Here is a 16,933-nt window from a genome sequence, read left to right on the forward strand (position 1 = left end):
GGCCCGCTACCTGATCCTGCCCGAGGGCTCAGCCCTTGGCGCTGTACGAGACGGCGAGGTACTCCTTGGTCGAGAAGCCGCTGTCACTCGTCTTGCTCACGTACGTCTTCGAGACGATGAACCGGCCGTCGCCGAAGAGGTACTCGCTGCCGGTCACGCCGAAGCTCCGCTCGGTCTCCCGCAGCGGCTTCTCCGACGGGTTCTCCAGGAGGAGGGTCTCCTTCATCGTGCCGCCGTTGACGGACACGATCCGGCCGCCCTTGTCGTACGGGGGCACCTTGTACGCGATCAGGTCGCCCCCGTCCATGCGGAGCGGGACGAGCGTGTACTTGTCGCCCGCGTCCGCCTTCTCCGGCACCATCTTCCCGGTGGCCAGGTCGAAGGCGATGATCTCGTTCGTCTCGTCGCCGTACTCGCCGGTGGAGCCCTCGTGCTCCTCGGTCGGCACGTAGAGCCGGCCGTTGCCGACGAGCGCCTGCGTGCAGGCCTCGACCTTGGTGGAGCGGCAGCGGGCCGCGTACTGGTCGGCGTCCGCCGTGATCTTCGCCTTCAGCTTCCCGGTCTTCTCGTCGATCGAGAAGAAGTCCGAGATGCCGCTGCCGTCACCGGCGCTGTCGCCGACGTCGGCCGCGACGACCAGCGGCTTGGTGGAGATCACCGACGCGTACTTCACACCGGTCGGCATCTTGTACTGCGAGAGCGGCGCGCCCGTCATCGGGTCGAGGTTCTGGATCATCACGTACTGGCTGCTGTACGGGCCGCACTTGCGGACCGCGACGAGACCGGCGCCGCCGCCGTATCCGAGGTCGAAGCAGTTCTGGTCGTTGACCTGCGGCTTCCAGCGCGGGTTGCCGCTGGCGGCGTCGAAGGCGGCGCCGCCGTCGGTGCCGCCGGCCGCGACCGTCTTGCCGCTGAGCGTCACCTCGCTGAACCGGGCCTTCCCGTCACCGGCGGCCCCGCCGGTGACGGAGGTGGACCACAGCAGCTTGCCGGTGGCGAGGTCGACCATGCCGACCTCGGTGCACTGCTGGTAGTAGCGCGGCGCCACCCGCTTGGCGGCCTCGAAGAGGATCGGCACCTTGTGGTCGGCGGTCATGTGCCGGGACGCGCCGCAGACCTGGCCGGTCAGCGGAAGCGTCCACAGGACGGCGCCCGTGTCGAGGTCGTAGCCGACGACGGAGTTCACGCCGGTCTTCACGAACGCCTTGTCGGTGATCCAGGAACCCGACACGTCGGTGGTGTCGGGCACGGTCGGCAGGCCGATCTTGAAGACCTCCTTGGCCGCCGTGTTCGCCGGGGCCTTCTCCTTGCCCCCGCCGCCCAGGCCGTTCGAGCCGCCGGAGCCGCCGGTGCCGTTCGCGCCCTGCGAGGTGCCCGCCGAGCCCTTGGCCTCCTCGGTCGGCTCGTCGCCGCCCTTGGAGCCGGCGTACCAGATGCCGGCGCCGACGATCAGGACGACGGCGACGACGGCCGCGATGATGATCTGCATCTGCGCCGACAGCTTCTTGCCGCCACCGGGAGCCTGTACGGGCTGCTGGTACGTGTCGTAGGACTGCTGGGGCTGCTGGGGCTGCGTCGGGTAGCCGTACGGGGGCTGCACGGGCTGCTGGTAGCCGCCGTAGGGCTGCTGCGGCTGCTGCGGCGCGGTGGGGTAGCCGTACGGCTGCTGCTGCGGAGCCGCGGGCGGCTGCTGCGGGTAGCCGTAACCGGCGTCGGGCTGCTGCTGCGGGTGGCCGTACCCCGGCTGCTGTTGCGGGTAGCCGTACCCCGGGTCGGGCTGCTGCGGCGGCGGCGCGCCGTAGCCGCCCTGCGGGTCGGGGGGCTGGTTCGGCGGGGGCGGTGGGGGCTGCGTCATCGGTCCGTGTACCTCACTTGCTGAAGGCCATCATCGTCTTGACCTGCTTCTCGGCCTCGTCGTTGGTGGCGGACACGCGCCCGCTGGCCACCACGAACGTGCCACTGCCGTAGGCGTAGCCCGGGCTGTAGAAGCTGTTCTCGATCGTGGCCGTCGCCGCCGGGTGCTGGAGCAGGATCTTCGGCGCGCCACCGGTCGGGGCGAGCGTCGCGACGGCGCCGCCCTTGTCGTACGCGGCGTCGACGTACAGCAGGACCTGGCCGCCCTCCATGCGCAGCGGCGTCATGGACTGCTCACCGGGCGCCTTGGAACGCCACTTGGGCTTGCCGTTCCTCAGGTCGAAGGCGACGACCTCGTTGGGCTTGCCGTACGAGGTCTCGGTGGCCATGTAGAAGGTGTTCGCGTCGGCCGCGACACCGGTGCATCCTTCGAGGTTCTTGCCGAAGATGACGAAGCCGCCGCCGCACGACGGGGCGAACTTGTCCTTGCCGCCCTGGATCTGCGAGCGGAGCTTGCCCTTGGCGTCGAGCGCGAAGATCGTCCACTTCTTCTGCTCGCGCTGGGTGGCGGAGACGACGAGCGGGTCGACCGAGTAGACCTTGTCGACCTCCCAGTCGGTCTCCAGCTTGAAGGTGAACGCGGGCTTGCCGGTGGCCGGGTTGACCACGCCGACGGCGTGGGACTTCTTGGAGGTGCTGCCCGAGGGGCAGTCCATGGCGGCGACCAGCTTGCTGCCGCCCGCGTAGGCGAAGGGCTTGCAACCGGTGGTGGGGCCGGTGAACAGCTGGCGGCCGTCGGCGAGCGAGAAGCCGTAGGCGCTGCTGGTGCCCGCGACGGTCACCGTGTTGCCGCTGATGGACAGGGTGTTGTCCGAGAAGGCGAACAGGCCCTTGGGCTTGGGCACGGCCTTCTTCCAGCCCGCCTTGCCGGTCTTCAGGTCGACCATCTGCAGCTGGCTGCACTTGGCGCCGTCCTTGGCGCTCTCGGCGTAGCCGAAGACCATGACGCCGTTCGCCGACGGGTTCGCGGGCGCCGCGCACAGCTCGAACGGCACGTCGATGTGCCACTTCGAGGAGCCGTCGCTGAGGCTGTAGCCGCTGATGCCCTTGTACATGGCCTTGACGACGGTGTCGCCGACGATCCACGGGCCGTAGACGTCGGAGCCGTTGCGCGGCAGGTCGACATCGTTCTTGAGCAGCCAGTTGACCTTGGCCTCGCCGGCCTGGCGGCCCGCGTTGAGGTCGTCCTCGCCGTTGCCCCCGTCGCCCGAGCCGTCGCCCTGGTCCACCGACTCGGTGGGCTTGGGGGCGGCGGAGGTGGCGGTGGCGGTCGGCTTGGCGACCGGGTCCTTCTCGTCGTCACCGCCGACGACGGCCCAGGTGGTGACGGCGGCCACCAGGACGGCGCCGGCGGCCACGGCCGCGACGATCCCGGTCCTGCCCTTGAGACCGCCGCCGCCGGAGGGCGGCGGGGTCGGGGCGCCCGGGTAGCCCGGCTGGGCCGGGTAGCCGCCGTAGGGGCCCGGCTGCTGGCCGTACGGCCCCGGCTGCTGCTGCGGGTAGCCGGGCTGGCCCTGGCCCTGCTGCGGGTAGCCGTACGGCTGCTGCGGAGGCTGCTGACCGTACGGCCCGGGGGCCTGCTGCGGGTACCCGTAACCGGGCTGCGGCTGCTGCCCGTACGGACCGGGCGCGGCCGGCGGCGGGGTCTGCGGTGCCTGCGGCGGTACGGGCGGGACGGGCGGCATGCCCTGGTGCGGGTTCTGGTTCGGGTCCTGGGGGGCTCCGAAACCCCCCGGCGGCTGGTTGCTGGGCGGCTGGGTCATCAGCGGTTCCCCCTTGACGTGAACGGGTTTTCTTTCTACCACTCACGCCATGGCGCAAAAGCGACCGGTCCGCCCCTTGTACCCAAGGGAGGACCGGCCTGTGATGCCCTCGTTATGCGTCCTCGGCCAGTTCGAGCCAGCGCATCTCCAATTCCTCGCGCTCCCCGGCGAGTTCCCTGAGCTCCGCGTCGAGCTTGGCGACCAGCTCGAAATCGGTGGCGTTGTCGGCGATCCGGGCGTGCAGCTTGGCCTCCTTGTCGGAGACCTTGTCGAGCTGCCGCTCGACCTTCTGCAGCTCCTTCTTCGCGGCGCGCGCGTCGGCGGCGGAGACGCCGGGCTTCGTCTGCGCGGGCGCGGCGGCGGGCGTCGGGACGGCCGCCTCGATCATCTTCCGGCGCCGCTCCAGGTACTCGTCGATGCCGCGCGGCAGCATCCGCAGGGCCCTGTCGCCGAGCAGCGCGAGCGTCTTGTCCGTGGTCCGCTCGATGAAGAACCGGTCGTGGGAGATCACGACCATGGAGCCCGGCCAGCCGTCGAGGAGGTCCTCCAGCTGGGTCAGGGTCTCGATGTCGAGGTCGTTGGTGGGCTCGTCGAGGAAGAGGACGTTCGGCTCGTCCATCAGCAGGCGCAGCAGCTGCAGGCGGCGGCGCTCACCGCCGGAGAGGTCGCCGACCGGCGTCCACTGCTTCTCCTTGGTGAAGCCGAACTGCTCGCAGAGCTGCCCCGCCGTCATCTCACGGCCCTTGCCGAGGTCGACCCGGTCGCGGACCTGCTGGACGGCCTCCAGTACCCGCAGGGTGGCGGGGAGTTCGGTGACGTCCTGGGAGAGGTAGGCGAGCCGGACGGTCTTCCCGACGGTGATGCCGCCGGCGGCGGGCTGGATCTCGCCCTGGCTGACGGCGGCATCCGCGAGTGCGCGCAGGAGTGAGGTCTTGCCCGCGCCGTTGACGCCGACCAGGCCGATGCGGTCGCCGGGGCCGAGCTGCCACGTGAGGTGCTCGAGGAGCGTCTTCGGACCGGCGGTGACGGTCACGTCCTCCAGGTCGAAGACGGTCTTGCCGAGCCGGGCGTTCGCGAACTTCATCAGCTCGGAGGTGTCGCGCGGCGGCGGCACGTCGGCGATCAGCTCGTTGGCGGCCTCGATGCGGTAGCGCGGCTTGGACGTCCGGGCGGGGGCGCCGCGCCGCAGCCAGGCCAGCTCCTTGCGCATCAGGTTCTGCCGCTTGGACTCCTCCGTGGCGGCGATGCGCTCCCGCTCGGCGCGCGCGAAGACGTAGTCGGAGTAGCCGCCCTCGTACTCGTGCACGGCACCGCGCTGCACGTCCCACATGCGGGTGCAGACCTGGTCGAGGAACCAGCGGTCGTGGGTGACGCAGACGAGCGCGGAACGGCGCTCCTGGAGGTGCTTGGCGAGCCAGGCGATGCCCTCGACGTCGAGGTGGTTGGTGGGCTCGTCGAGGACGAGCAGGTCCTGGTCGTCGATGAGGAGCTTGGCGAGCGCGATGCGGCGGCGCTCACCGCCGGAGAGCGGGCCGATGACGGTGTCGAGACCGTTCTCGAAGCCGGGCAGGTCGAGCCCGCCGAACAGCCCGGTGAGCACGTCGCGGATCTTGGCGCTGCCGGCCCACTCGTGGTCGGCCATGACGCCGATGACCTCGTGCCGGATGGTGGCCTTCGGGTCGAGCGAGTCGTGCTGGGTGAGCACCCCGAGGCGCAGCCCGCCACTGTGGGTGACACGGCCGGTGTCGGCCTCCTCCAGCTTCGCCAGCATCCGGATGAGGGTGGTCTTCCCGTCACCGTTGCGGCCGACGACCCCGATCCGCTCCCCTTCGGAGACACCGAGCGAAACCCCGTCGAGAAGGGCACGGGTGCCGTACACCTTGCTGACGGCCTCGACGTTGACGAGGTTGACGGCCACGTTGACTCCTGTACGGGGGGACGATCGACGTCCAAGAGTAGACGCTGCGCGACCTGGTCACTCTTTGTGATGACGTGATCGACTTTCTGCCGTTACCGTGGACTGGCAGGCCGAAGAATCCCGCCCATGGGAGGAACCATGACCGCCGAGCCGACGACCAGGCCCAAGGCCGAGGGCGGAGCAAAGCAATGGCCGCAGCCCCCGCAGGACGGCTGGACGGTGGACGACCTGCACACCCTGCCTGACCTCCCGCCGCACACAGAGATGATCGACGGGAGCCTGGTTTTCGTGAGTCCGCAGCGCCGCTTCCACAGCGCGATGATCTTTCTGCTCCGCATGGGGCTCCGGGCGAGTGCGCCGCCTGACCTGAGGGTCGACAGCGAGATGGCCGTGGTGATCGATCGCCGCAACTGCCCGGAACCGGACGTCCTGGTCGTCCGCAAGGGTGCCGTGCACAGCCGGACCCAGACCTCGTACCCGGTCGCCGACGTCCTGCTGGCCGTCGAGGTCGTCTCGCCCGACTCGGAGTCCCGGGACCACGACACCAAGCCGCACAAGTACGCCGCCGCCGGCATCGAGCACTTCTGGCTCGTGGAGATGGAGGGCGAGGACGACCACGCGGTCGTACGGGTCTACGAGCGCGACCCGGTCACCAAGACCTACACGTGCACCGGGGTCCACCGCGACCGGCTCAAGCTCGCCGTTCCCTTCGACATCGACATCGACCTCACCGCGATCGACGAGATGTAGGGCGCTCGACGAGCAGCCACCCCACGAGTGCCATCGCGACCGCCGCAGGGGCGGTGACCTCGAACGCGATCAGGGTCGCGGTGTGGCCCTCCAGGAGGCCGCCGAGGCCGGTCGCCGAGAGGCCGAGGATCCCGAGGAGCGCCAGGGTGATGCCGAGGGCCGCGAGCGGTGCGGAACCGCCGTCCCGGCGGGTGGGTGCCGGGGCCTCGAAGCGGCGGAACGCGGCGACGAGTACGGCGGTCAGGGCGGCCGCCGCCGCGAACCGGAGCGGCACCTGCGCCCACCAGGCGCCCGAGGCGGGGGCGGGCAGCCCCGTGCCGAGGCCGAGCATCGCCCCGTACACCCCGAGCATCGCCGTCAGGTGCCACAGGAACGCCGTCATCGCGATCCCGTTGGCCGCGACCACCGCCCGCCACACCCCGGCGCGGGCCACCAGCCGCGTCCCGGGACTCCTGAGCAGTTCGACCGCGCCGACCAGCCACAGGCCGTGGCAGAGCAGGGCGAGGGTCGGCGGGGCCATGTTGGAGACCTTCTCGCCGGGCATGCCCACCATGGAGAGCGGATACGGGCCGAGGGCCACGAGCGCGGTCGCGCCGACGAGGCCGGCTCCGGCGAGGAGGGCCGGGCGGCGGATCATGCCGTCGGCGCGCAGGAAGCCGAGCTGGTGGACGGCCAGCCACACGAACGCGAAGTTCAGGAACTCGACGAACGGCACGTCCGCCGCGAAGCGCAGCACGTCGACGAGGACGGCCGCCCCGACGAGCCCGGCGAACGCGCCCCACCCGTACCGCTCGTGCAGCCGCAGCAGCGGCGGGGTGAGGGCGACCATCGCCAGGTAGATCCCGATGAACCAGAGCGGCTGGGTCACCAGGCGCAGCGCGACCCCCGTGAGCCCGCCGTCCGCACCGGACAGCTGGAGGACGAGCGCGGCGGCGCCCCACACGCCGACGAAGACCATCGTCGGCCGCAGCAACCGCTGGAGCCGGGCCCGCAGGAAGGCCGCGTAGGCGGGGCGTGAGCGGTGGGCGAGGGCGTGCGAGAAGCCGCCGACGAAGAAGAACACCGGCATCACCTGGAAGACCCAGGTCACGAGCTGGAGCTCGGGGACGACGGCGAGGAGGTTCCCGATCTGCCCGTCGGGGCCGACCGCCGCCATCAGCCAGTGCCCGAGGACGACGACCGCGAGCGAGGCGACCCGAAGCAGGTCGATGTACCGGTCCCGGCTCGCCGGCGTTGCGGCGGCGAGCTCACGCGCGCTGATTCCCATGCTCGTACGGTCCCGCGGGGGGCCGTGCGGCCGACAGGGCGCGGATACTCAACCGTCCGCTGAGTACGCGCACCGGCGCCGGGCGCAGTGCCAACCGGCCCCCTTGCCGTCGACCACGCGGGCGACCCCCCGGCCTGGCCGCCCGCGCCTCGGACCGACGGACCGTCATGTTCTTCCCACACCCCCCACCCGAGGAGAAGCACGTGCCGAGACACCCACGACTGATCGCCGTCGCCACCGCCACCGCCGCCCTCGCGCTGATCGCGGCGGGCCCCGCGGCGGGCGGCGACCCGACCGTGTCCGATCCCCGCGTCGTCGCCCACTTCGACTTCGCCGCCGGGCAGAACGCGGAGAACATCGCCCTCGAACCCGACGGCTCCGCCGACATCACCTTCGCCTTCGCCCATCAGGTCGCCCGCGTCACCAAGAAGGGCGACACGACGATCCTCGCCACCCTGCCCGAGGTGCCGGACGCGCAGACGCCCGTCGGCGGGGCCGTCGCCCTGGGCATCGCCCGCGCCCACGACGGCACCCTGTACGTCACCTACGCCACCGGCAGGAAGGAGACGGGCATCTGGCGCATCGCACCCGGCGGCGGCGAGCCGGAGCAGATCGGGTTCTTCCCGGTGGACGCCTTCCCCAACGGGCTCGCCCTCGACGAGGAGTGCGGCACCCTCTACACCGCCGACACACGCCTCGGCCGGGTGTGGAGCCTCCCGGTGACCGGCGGCACGCCCACCGTCTGGGCGACCGGGGCCGCGCTCGAACCCACCGCGCAGATCCCGTTCGGCGCCAACGGCCTCAAGGTCCACCACGGTGCCGTCTGGGTGTCCAACACCGCCCGGGCGACCCTGCTGCGCATCCCGATCGGCCCCGGACCCGACCGCGCGGCCGGCCCGATCGAGACCCGGGCGACCGGGCTCACGTTCATCGACGACTTCGCCTTCACCGGACACGGCGACACGGTCCTCGCCGCGCTGATCATGGACAACAAGCTGGAGCTCGTACGGCCCGACGGCACCCACAAGACCGTGCTCACCCGGGCCGACGGGCTCGACAACCCGACCTCCGTGGCCGTGCGCGCCAAGACCGTCTACGTGAACAGCGCCGCCTTCTTCAACACGCAGAACCCGGACCCGAACCTGCTCCTGGCCCGGATCTCCAAGAACAAGCACTGACAGGAACAACCACTGAGGAGGGTCAGCCGACCGGGTCGGGGGCGCCGCGCCACGCCCGCCAGGCGTGTACGGCGCCCCGGCAGGCGGCGGGAAGGAACAGGACGGCGAACGCGAACCCCGCCCACCTCCACCAGGCCGCGCCGGGGAGCGGGGACAGGGTGACGGACGAAGGTGACGGGAAGGTGTCAGGCGGACGGGAGGACGATCGCGCCCGGCGCCGGAGAGGTCGCCACCCGCGCCGTCCTGCACGTGCCCGAGGCGATCAGGGCCGCCGCGACGGCCTCCGCCGACTCCGCGTCCTTCGCCAGGAACGCCGTCGTCGGGCCCGAGCCGGAGACCAGGGTCGCGAGGGCGCCCGCGTCCGTGCCTGCCGTCAGGGTCGCCGCGAGGGACGGGCGCAGAGAGAGGGCCGCCGGCTGGAGGTCGTTGGTGAGGGCGGCCGCCAGGGCGGTGGTGTCGCCGGTGCGCAGGGCGTCCAGGAGGGCCGGGGACGCGGTCGGATCGGGGATCTCGGCGCCCTCGGCCAGGCGGTCGAACTCGGCGAACACCGTCGGCGTCGACAGTCCGCCGTCGGCGACGGCGAACACCCAGTGGAAGGCGCCCCCGACCGGCAGCTCCGTCAGCTTCTCGCCGCGCCCCGTGCCGAGCGCCGCCCCGCCGACCAGACTGAACGGCACGTCGGAGCCGAGTTCGGCGCAGATCTCCAGGAGGTCGGCGCGCGAGGAGTTCAGGCCCCAGAGCGCGTCGCACGCGAGCAGCGCGCCCGCGCCGTCCGCGCTGCCGCCGGCCATGCCGCCGGCGACCGGGATGTCCTTGGCGATGTGCAGGTGCACGTCCGGGGAGATGCCGTGCCGGGCGGCGAGCAGTTCGGCGGCCCGCGCGGCGAGGTTGGTGCGGTCCAGCGGCACCTTGTCGGCGTCCGGGCCCTCGCAGGTGATCGTCAGCTCGTCGGCGGGGGTCGCGGTCACCTCGTCGTACAGGGAGACCGCGAGGAAGACGTTGGCCAGGTCGTGGAAGCCGTCGGGGCGGGCCGCGCCGACGGCCAGCTGGACGTTGACCTTGGCCGGGACGCGGACGGTGACGCCGCCGGAGGGGGTCACGCCTTCGCCTCCGCGATCCGCGCGAACTCCTCCACCGTCAGCGCCTCGCCGCGCGCCTGCGGAGAGATCCCGGCCTTCACGAGGGCCTCCTCCGCCGCCGCCGGCGAGCCCGCCCATGTGGCGAGGGCCGCGCGCAGCGTCTTGCGGCGCTGTGCGAAGGCCGCGTCGACGACCGCGAAGACCTCCTGCCGGGTGGCGGTGGTCGCGAGCGGCTCGGTGCGGCGGAACAGGGCGACGAGGCCGGAGTCGACGTTCGGCGCGGGCCAGAAGACGTTGCGGCCGATGGATCCGGCGCGCTTGACCTCCGCGTACCAGTTGGCCTTGACCGACGGCACGCCGTAGACCTTGTTGCCGGGCTTGGCGGCGAGCCGGTCGGCGACCTCGGCCTGGACCATGACGAGGGTCCGCTCGATGGTCGGGAACCGCTCCAGCATGTGGAGCAGGACCGGCACGGCGACGTTGTACGGCAGGTTGGCGACGAGCGCGGTCGGCGCCGGGCCCGGCAGCTCCTGGACCTGCATGGCGTCGGAGTGGACGAGCGCGAAGCGGTCGGCGCGCGCGGGCATCCGGGCCTGGATCGTGGCGGGCAGCGCGGCGGCGAGGACGTCGTCGATCTCGACGGCCGTCACCCGGTCCGCGGCCTCCAGGAGGGCCAGGGTGAGGGAGCCGAGTCCGGGTCCCACCTCCACGACCACGTCGTCGGGGCGCACTTCGGCCGTGCGGACGATCCGCCGGACGGTGTTGGCGTCGATGACGAAGTTCTGGCCCTTCTGCTTCGTGGGGCGCACGCCGAGGGCGGCGGCCAGCTCACGGATGTCGGCGGGGCCGAGGAGGGCGTCGGGGCTTTCGGGGCCGGTGGTGGTGCTCACCGGTACAGCCTACGGGGCACGGGTGGGGCAACCCTACGACTGACCCCGACTGACCCCGACTGACCCCGTCTCACCCGTGCAGCCTCCGGCCGCAGTGGGGCCACGGGCTCGCCCCCCGCTGCACGTACAGCTTCTTGGCCCGGAAGGTCTGCTCGGCGGCGGGCGCGTTCTGGGCGACTCCGCTGCCGCCGAGGGAGCGCCAGGTGCCGGGGTCGAACTGGTAGAGCCCGCCGTACGTCCCCGAGGGGTCGACGGCGTTCGGCCGGCCGCCGGACTCGCAGGCGGCGAGCGCGCCCCAGTCGAGGCCGTCGGCGCCGGCGACGGAGGTGGGCAGCGGCCGGGTCCCGACGCGCACCTTCCGGGAGACCGGTTCGCGGACGATCTCCTCGCCGGTCCTGCGGGGCTTCTGCTTGACGCCGTTGACGGAGCGCAGGCTGTACGTGACCCGGCGGACGCCGTGCACGCCCTGCCGTTCGACGACCTCCGTACCGGCGAACAGCTCGGGGTCGCGGGTGCGCTCGACGGCGTACGGGATCGCCTCCTCCCGTACCTGCTTGGAGCCGGTGATCCGCAGCACGTTCACCGTCTGGCCGTCGCGGGGGAAGGAGCCGGGGGCGACGGAGGTGGCGTCCTGCCCGGAGAGGGTGATCCCGGCCTCGGCGAGGGCCTCCCGGATCGTGGCGGCGTTCGTCCGGACGGTCCGCTCGCGCCCGTCGGCGAGGAAGGTGATCGTCCGCTCGGTGCGTACGTCGAGGGCGAGGCCCTGGCGGGAGATGGCGGCGCCTCGGGAGACCGAGAGGTAGGCGCCCTCGGCGCGGACCCCGAGCTGGCGCAGCGCGCCCTCGACGGTGCGGGCGGTGGTCCACACCTGGCGGCGCTGCCCGTCGAGGGTGAGGGCGACCGGGCGTCCGTAGCGGACGACGATCTCGTCGCCGCTGGCCAGCGCCTCGGCGGGGGCGGGCGCGACGATGTCGTGGGCGCCGACGGCGACGCCCTCTTCGGCGAGGAGTTCGTGGACGTCGTCGGCGAAGGTGTGGAGGGTGCGCGGGACGCCGTCGACGGAGAGCCGGACGGCCTTGTCGTCGGCGACGAACGCGCTGGTGCCGCCGGCGAGGAAGGCGACGACGAGGGCCTGCGGGACGAGTCGCCGCAGCCCCTCTCCCGCGGATCCGGCGGCCTTGCGGCGGCGTGCGGCGCGCCGGGACCCGGCGCGGGAGCCCTGCCCGGGGACGACGAGCGGCGCCGCCACGGTCTGCTGCTCGTGGACGGGGAGGGTGACCGCCTGGGTCTGCTGCTCGTGGACGGGGATGACCGCCACGCCGCGCCGTCCGGCTCGGTGACTGCCCTGGGAAGTACTCACGAGGCCGGGACACTAGCCCCGGCCCCGGTCACGCAGCCGGACGACTCGACCACGAAACGTAATCGTTATGGACCGGTCGGTAGGGGGGCTCAGTAGTCGAAGGCGCGGGCCGTGTTCACGGCGATGGCCTCGGCGAGGTCGTTCTCCCCGATCCCGCGGACCTCGGCCATCGCCCGCACGGTGACCGGGATCAGGTACGGGGCGTTGGGGCGGCCCCGGTAGGGCGCCGGGGTGAGGAAGGGGGCGTCCGTCTCGACGAGGACGAGTTCGAGGGGGGCGACGGCGAGGGCGTCCCGCAGGTGCTGGGCGTTCTTGAAGGTGACGTTGCCGGCGAAGGACATGTAGTAGCCCTTGGCGGCGCAGATCTCGGCCATGGCGGCGTCGCCGGAGTAGCAGTGGAAGACGGTCCGCTCGGGGGCGCCCTCCTCGTCGAGGACGCGCAGCACGTCGGCGTGGGCCTCGCGGTCGTGGATGACGAGCGCCTTGCCGTGCCGCTTGGCGATCTCGATGTGGGCGCGGAAGGAACGCTCCTGCGCGGCGATGCCCTCGGGGCCGGTGCGGAAGAAGTCGAGGCCGGTCTCGCCGACGCCGCGGACGTACGGGAGGGCGGCGAGCCGGTCGATCTCGGCCAGCGCGTCGTCGAGGGCCGCGTCGCCGCCGCCCTCGCGGGCGCCCTGCCGTGACCAGCCGTCGGGGTCGCCGAGGACGATCCGGGGGGCTTCGTTGGGGTGCAGGGCGACGGCCGCGTGCACGTGCTCGTGGGCTGCGGCGGTCTCGGCGGCCCACTGGGAGCCCTTCACGTCGCAGCCGACCTGCACGACCGTGGTCACCCCGACGGCGGCGGCCTTGACGAGGGCCTCCTCGACGGTCCCCGACTGCATGTCCAGGTGGGTGTGCGAGTCCGCGACCTCCACGAGGAGGGGTTCGGGCAGCGGCGGCGGGGCGTCCTTGGCACTCATGCCCCCGATCGTACGAGGGCGATGAGTGCCGTCGCCAAAGCCTTACGGCGCCGAAGCCCTACGGCGCCGAAGCCCTACTTGCGGTGGCGGAAAGGATGCAGGAGGTCCGAGAGGTGCCAGTGGTGCGGTACCGGGGGACTCTCGGGGTCGTCCTCGGTGAGTTCCTGCCCGATGGGACCGGCCATCGAGACGGGCTTGGTCGCCCGCGCGCCCTGCTGGTGCTTCTCCGTCGCGGCGATCAGGTCGAGCACCGACGACACCTGCCCGGCCCGCATGATCCGTACGACGTGACCGCCGCAGTTCATGCAGGTGGGGCTGGACAGCGGGGACGGGACCCGCTCCCCTTCGGCCTTGTAGACGACGAATTCGCGGCCGGCGGCGTCGACGTGGTGCTCGATGTCGTACGCCTGCTCCCAGCCGTATCCACAGCGCATGCAGGCGAAGGCGTACGCCTCATGGGCGACGGATATGCCGGTGCCGGTGATCTCGCTCATGCCAGCTCCTCTCCACTGATCAGTGGACGCCTTTTCGGGCCGGAGCGCATCAGCGGGGGCCGAACCATGGAGGGTTTTTGGCCCTCCATGGCTCCCCCTTGCCAAGCGCCCAAGGAAAAATGTCCCGGCGCCGGGTTCGGCTTTACCTTTCAGCGTAAGTCACTACACGACGCTGTCGAACTTCGTGCCCTCGCCCGCGTACAGCGTCGTCGTCTGACGGCTGAAGGGGGCGGTGACGGAGCCGGTCGAGCGGTAGACGGAAGTGCCGCCCGAGCCGTACGCGATCATGTCCGGGCGGCCGTCGTTGTCGATGTCACCGGCGCCGACCAGCTGGGTGAAGGCGTTCCAGCCGCCGCCGATCTTCACGCGCGGGGCGAAGCCGCCGGCGCCGTTGCCCTGGTACAGCCAGAGGACACCGGCGGTGTCGCGGGCGACGAGGTCCCCGGAGGCCGTACCCGCGATGTTGCCGAGGGCGGTGATGTGGTTGTAGATCTGCCAGCCGCCGCCGACGCGCACGCGGGGTGCGAAGGGCGCGGTCGTGGAGCCCGTGCCCTTGTAGAACCACAGGACGCCCGCGGTGTCGGTCGCGACGAGGTCCGCGCGGCCGTCGCCGTTGAGGTCCGAGCCGCCGGCGAGCTTGTTGTAGATCTGCCAGCCCGTGCCGACCTTCTGGCGGGCCGTGAACGTGCCGTCGCCCTTGCCGAGGTAGTGGTACAGCGCGCCGGCGCCGTCGACGGCGACCAGGTCGCCGACCTCGTTGCCCGCGATGCTGCCGACGGCCTCGACCTGCTTGTACGTCTGCCAGCCGTAGCCGGCCCGGGTGCGCTGGGCGGAGCGCGGCGTGCCGTCGGCCGGCCGGTCCCGCAGGTCGTCGCGCCACAGCACGCCGCCCGCGTCACGGGCGAGGACGTCCGTGGAGCCGTTGTTGCTGTAGTCGTGCGGGTTTGCGGTGCGGGTCACGTTCATGAGCCAGCCCTGGTAGGCGGGCTCCCCGGTGCCGTCGAGCGACATCGCCTCGGCCTCCACCCCGTACGTGCCGTTCGGGGCGTCCACGCCGCCGATGGTGCCGTCCCAGGTGAAGGAGAAGCGTGTGCCCTCGGCGGGGGCGTCCACGCGCGTACGGAACTCCTTGCCCGTGACGGTGTGCGTGAGCGTGACGTCCAGGTAGGCCTCGCGGTCCGAGAGGGTCCACGCCAGCGTCGCCTTGCCGCCGGTCTGGTCGAGGTTCACCGCGTCGGGGACGTGGGTCTGCTCGATCGTCAGCGGGGGCAGCTGGCCCTCTTCGGCCACCTTGGTGACCGTCGGGGCGCCGTCCGCCGCGGCGGCGATCCGGAACAGACCCTTGTCGTCGGCGGACCGCGTGCCGTGCACCACCACGGTGCCGTCGCTCACGCTCATCGCCTCGGAGCCGTACTGCAGGAGGTCGCGGCTCTCGCCCGTGGTCAGGGAGACGGCCCGGACGGGCGTCGTGGGGTGGCCGTACACCACCCAGTCGCCTACGAGTGCGGTCAGGGAGGTGTGGCCGCCCAGGACGGTCCGCTTGGCCTCGCCCGTCTTGCGGTCGACGGAGCGGACGACGCCGCCGACGCCGGTCTCGACCTCGTACCAGGCGACGTGCGAAGCGGAGAACTGCAGGCCGCCGAAGCCGCGCCCGGACTCGGCGGAGGCGTACGTCTCGGTCACCGTCCCGGCCGCCACGTCGACCATGGCACGGCCGCCGGTCCGCAGGTCCGCCGGGCCCTTCTCGTACCCGACGAAGACGTGACCGTCCTGGGCACGCGAGCCGAAGAACTCGGTGGCGTCCGCGGGCAGCCCCGCGATCTTGCGGGTGGTCGTCGTGCCGCCGTCCTTGCTGACGACGTGCAGTTCGACGCCTGCCGCCGTCGTCAGCTGCGCGAGCACGCTCGTCGGGCTCAGCACGGCGACGTACTTGCCGTTCAGCGGGCGGAGGTCGATGGCGACGCCCGGGGCGGACGGGGCGGCCATGTTCCGCAGCGTGAGCGACTGCATCTCGTAGATCCAGTTTTCGTCCCCGAGGACGACCACGTCACCGGCCCCCGTGGCCCAGCCCGTCGGGGAGCCGAGTGAGGTCCGGGTGCCGTCGTACGACGACCAGAGCAGCTTCCGGTTGCTGTCGGCGTCGAAGGAGAAGCTGAGGAAGCCGGAGGTGCCGACGCCACCGGGGGTGGAGCCCTCGGGGTAGACGGGCAGCGTCGCGTCGGCCTGCTCGGCCGCGGCCGTGCCCGCGGCGAAAGCGGTAGGGGCCGTGGCCAGCGTGCCGGCGCCGAGGGTGGTGACGGCGAGGACGGCGGTGACGGCCAGGGCGAGACGGGTGGAGCGGAACTGCAAGGTGAACCCCCACGAGAAGGAACGGACACGACGGGGAGTGCCGTGCCAGTTCAGACTCATGATCGGGTCGAGTGGTTGTACGAGATCTTTCGATTCTTCGTACGGAATCGCCGACCGGTTCCGCGGCGAACGTCAGCCCTTCGCCGCCGACCCCGCCCCCGCCGCGGTCTTCGCCGCGACCACCGCGTCGAACACCTCGCGCTTGGGCAGCCCCGCGTCGGCGGCGACCGCCGCGATGGCCTCCTTGCGCCGCTCGCCCGCCTCCTCGCGCACCCGCACCCTGCGCACCAGTTCCTCGGCGTCGAGCTCGGCCGGGCCGGTCTCCGGGGCGCCCTCGACGACGACGGTGATCTCGCCCCGTACGCCCTCGGCCGCCCAGGCGGCGAGCTCGGCCAGCGGGCCGCGCTTGACCTCCTCGTACGTCTTGGTCAGCTCGCGGCAGACGGCGGCGCGGCGCTCGGCGCCGAAGACCTCGGCCATCGCGGCGAGCGTGTCGTCGAGCCGGTGCGGCGCCTCGAAGTAGACGAGGGTCCGCCGCTCGTCGGCGACCTCGCGCAGCCGCCCGAGGCGCTCGCCCGCCTTCCTCGGCAGGAAGCCCTCGAAGCAGAAGCGGTCCACGGGCAGCCCGGACAGGGCGAGCGCGGTGAGCACGGCGGACGGGCCGGGGACGGCCGTGACCTTGATGTCCTGCTCGACGGCCGCGGCGACGAGCCGGTAGCCGGGGTCCGAGACGGACGGCATGCCCGCGTCGGTCACGAGCAGCACCCGGGCGCCGCCGACCAGGGCCTCGACCAGCTCCGGCGTACGGGCGGACTCGTTGCCCTCGAAGTAGGAGACGACCCGCCCGGTCGTGTGGATGCCGAGCGCCCGGGTAAGGCCGCGCAGCCTCCGGGTGTCCTCGGCGGCCACGATGTCCGCGTTCACCAGCTCGGTGGCGAGTCGTGGCGGTGCGTCCGCGATGTCACCGATGGGGGTCCCTGCGAGTACCAGCGTTCCTGTCACACGGACCATC

Annotated in this window: 13 protein-coding genes; 2 read left to right on the forward strand and 11 right to left on the reverse strand. The window is 72.2% G+C overall.

Annotated elements, in window-relative coordinates:
* Positions 1–28: 28 nt before the first annotated feature.
* The 3 genes from IO20_RS0105295 to IO20_RS0105305 form a co-directional block, all read right to left on the reverse strand.
* Positions 29–1,855: an outer membrane protein assembly factor BamB family protein gene (locus tag IO20_RS0105295; protein WP_030546522.1), complete on the reverse strand. Its 1,827-nt coding sequence runs from the start codon at positions 1,853–1,855 to the stop codon at positions 29–31.
* Between the two features lie 13 nt (positions 1,856–1,868).
* Complete coding sequence (locus tag IO20_RS0105300) at positions 1,869–3,677, reverse strand: outer membrane protein assembly factor BamB family protein (protein WP_030546523.1); 1,809 nt, start codon at positions 3,675–3,677, stop codon at positions 1,869–1,871.
* Positions 3,678–3,789: 112 nt separating this feature from the next.
* Complete coding sequence (locus IO20_RS0105305; RefSeq protein ID WP_030546525.1) at positions 3,790–5,595, reverse strand: ABC-F family ATP-binding cassette domain-containing protein; 1,806 nt, start codon at positions 5,593–5,595, stop codon at positions 3,790–3,792.
* Positions 5,596–5,733: 138 nt separating this feature from the next.
* Here IO20_RS0105305 and IO20_RS0105310 point away from each other — a divergent pair, with 138 nt between their 5' ends.
* Entirely contained in the window at positions 5,734–6,345 is a 612-nt protein-coding gene (locus IO20_RS0105310; RefSeq protein WP_030546526.1) for a Uma2 family endonuclease, read from the forward strand.
* On the opposite strand, the gene IO20_RS0105315 is transcribed toward IO20_RS0105310, so the two are convergent.
* Entirely contained in the window at positions 6,323–7,612 is a 1,290-nt protein-coding gene (locus IO20_RS0105315) for an acyltransferase family protein (protein WP_030546528.1), read from the reverse strand. The genes IO20_RS0105310 and IO20_RS0105315 overlap by 23 nt on opposite strands.
* Positions 7,613–7,815: 203 nt before the next feature.
* Between IO20_RS0105315 and IO20_RS0105320 the strand changes: the two genes are divergently transcribed.
* Positions 7,816–8,790, forward strand: coding sequence for an NHL repeat-containing protein (locus tag IO20_RS0105320; RefSeq protein ID WP_030546530.1), 975 nt, complete (start codon positions 7,816–7,818; stop codon positions 8,788–8,790).
* Between the two features lie 185 nt (positions 8,791–8,975).
* On the opposite strand, the gene IO20_RS0105325 is transcribed toward IO20_RS0105320, so the two are convergent.
* From IO20_RS0105325 to rsmI, 7 genes are all read right to left on the reverse strand, one after another.
* Positions 8,976–9,890, reverse strand: a complete 915-nt coding sequence (locus tag IO20_RS0105325; RefSeq protein ID WP_030546532.1) for a 4-(cytidine 5'-diphospho)-2-C-methyl-D-erythritol kinase — start codon at positions 9,888–9,890, stop codon at positions 8,976–8,978.
* Complete coding sequence (rsmA, locus tag IO20_RS0105330) at positions 9,887–10,759, reverse strand: 16S rRNA (adenine(1518)-N(6)/adenine(1519)-N(6))-dimethyltransferase RsmA (RefSeq protein WP_030210895.1); 873 nt, start codon at positions 10,757–10,759, stop codon at positions 9,887–9,889. Before rsmA ends, IO20_RS0105325 begins: the two co-directional genes overlap by 4 nt.
* 70 nt (positions 10,760–10,829) lie before the next feature.
* A complete protein-coding gene (locus IO20_RS0105335; protein WP_030546534.1) occupies positions 10,830–12,119 on the reverse strand; it encodes a resuscitation-promoting factor in 1,290 nt (429 codons plus the stop codon).
* An 89-nt stretch (positions 12,120–12,208) separates the two neighbouring features.
* Complete coding sequence (locus IO20_RS0105340; protein ID WP_030210901.1) at positions 12,209–13,078, reverse strand: TatD family hydrolase; 870 nt, start codon at positions 13,076–13,078, stop codon at positions 12,209–12,211.
* Between the two features lie 74 nt (positions 13,079–13,152).
* Positions 13,153–13,572: a hypothetical protein gene (locus tag IO20_RS0105345; protein ID WP_030546536.1), complete on the reverse strand. Its 420-nt coding sequence runs from the start codon at positions 13,570–13,572 to the stop codon at positions 13,153–13,155.
* A 162-nt stretch (positions 13,573–13,734) separates the two neighbouring features.
* Positions 13,735–15,981, reverse strand: coding sequence for an FG-GAP repeat domain-containing protein (locus IO20_RS0105350; protein WP_245684870.1), 2,247 nt, complete (start codon positions 15,979–15,981; stop codon positions 13,735–13,737).
* 72 nt (positions 15,982–16,053) lie between these two features.
* On the reverse strand, positions 16,054–16,923 hold the full coding sequence (gene rsmI / locus IO20_RS0105355) for a 16S rRNA (cytidine(1402)-2'-O)-methyltransferase (RefSeq protein ID WP_030546540.1): 870 nt from the start codon (positions 16,921–16,923) through the stop codon (positions 16,054–16,056).
* Positions 16,924–16,933: the final 10 nt, after the last annotated feature.

The organism is Streptomyces exfoliatus (assembly GCF_000725545.1).
Classification (GTDB): domain Bacteria; phylum Actinomycetota; class Actinomycetes; order Streptomycetales; family Streptomycetaceae; genus Streptomyces; species Streptomyces exfoliatus.

Bases quoted from the DNA above. Each gene is read 5' to 3' on its own strand.
- IO20_RS0105295 (WP_030546522.1), bottom strand. From the start codon at position 1,855: ATGACGCAGCCCCCACCGCCCCCGCCGAACCAGCCCCCCGACCCGCAG.
- IO20_RS0105300 (WP_030546523.1), bottom strand. From the start codon at position 3,677: ATGACCCAGCCGCCCAGCAACCAGCCGCCGGGGGGTTTCGGAGCCCCC.
- IO20_RS0105310 (WP_030546526.1), top strand. From the start codon at position 5,734: ATGACCGCCGAGCCGACGACCAGGCCCAAGGCCGAGGGCGGAGCAAAG.
- IO20_RS0105315 (WP_030546528.1), bottom strand. From the start codon at position 7,612: ATGGGAATCAGCGCGCGTGAGCTCGCCGCCGCAACGCCGGCGAGCCGG.
- IO20_RS0105340 (WP_030210901.1), bottom strand. From the start codon at position 13,078: ATGAGTGCCAAGGACGCCCCGCCGCCGCTGCCCGAACCCCTCCTCGTG.
- IO20_RS0105345 (WP_030546536.1), bottom strand. From the start codon at position 13,572: ATGAGCGAGATCACCGGCACCGGCATATCCGTCGCCCATGAGGCGTAC.
- IO20_RS0105350 (WP_245684870.1), bottom strand. From the start codon at position 15,981: ATGAGTCTGAACTGGCACGGCACTCCCCGTCGTGTCCGTTCCTTCTCG.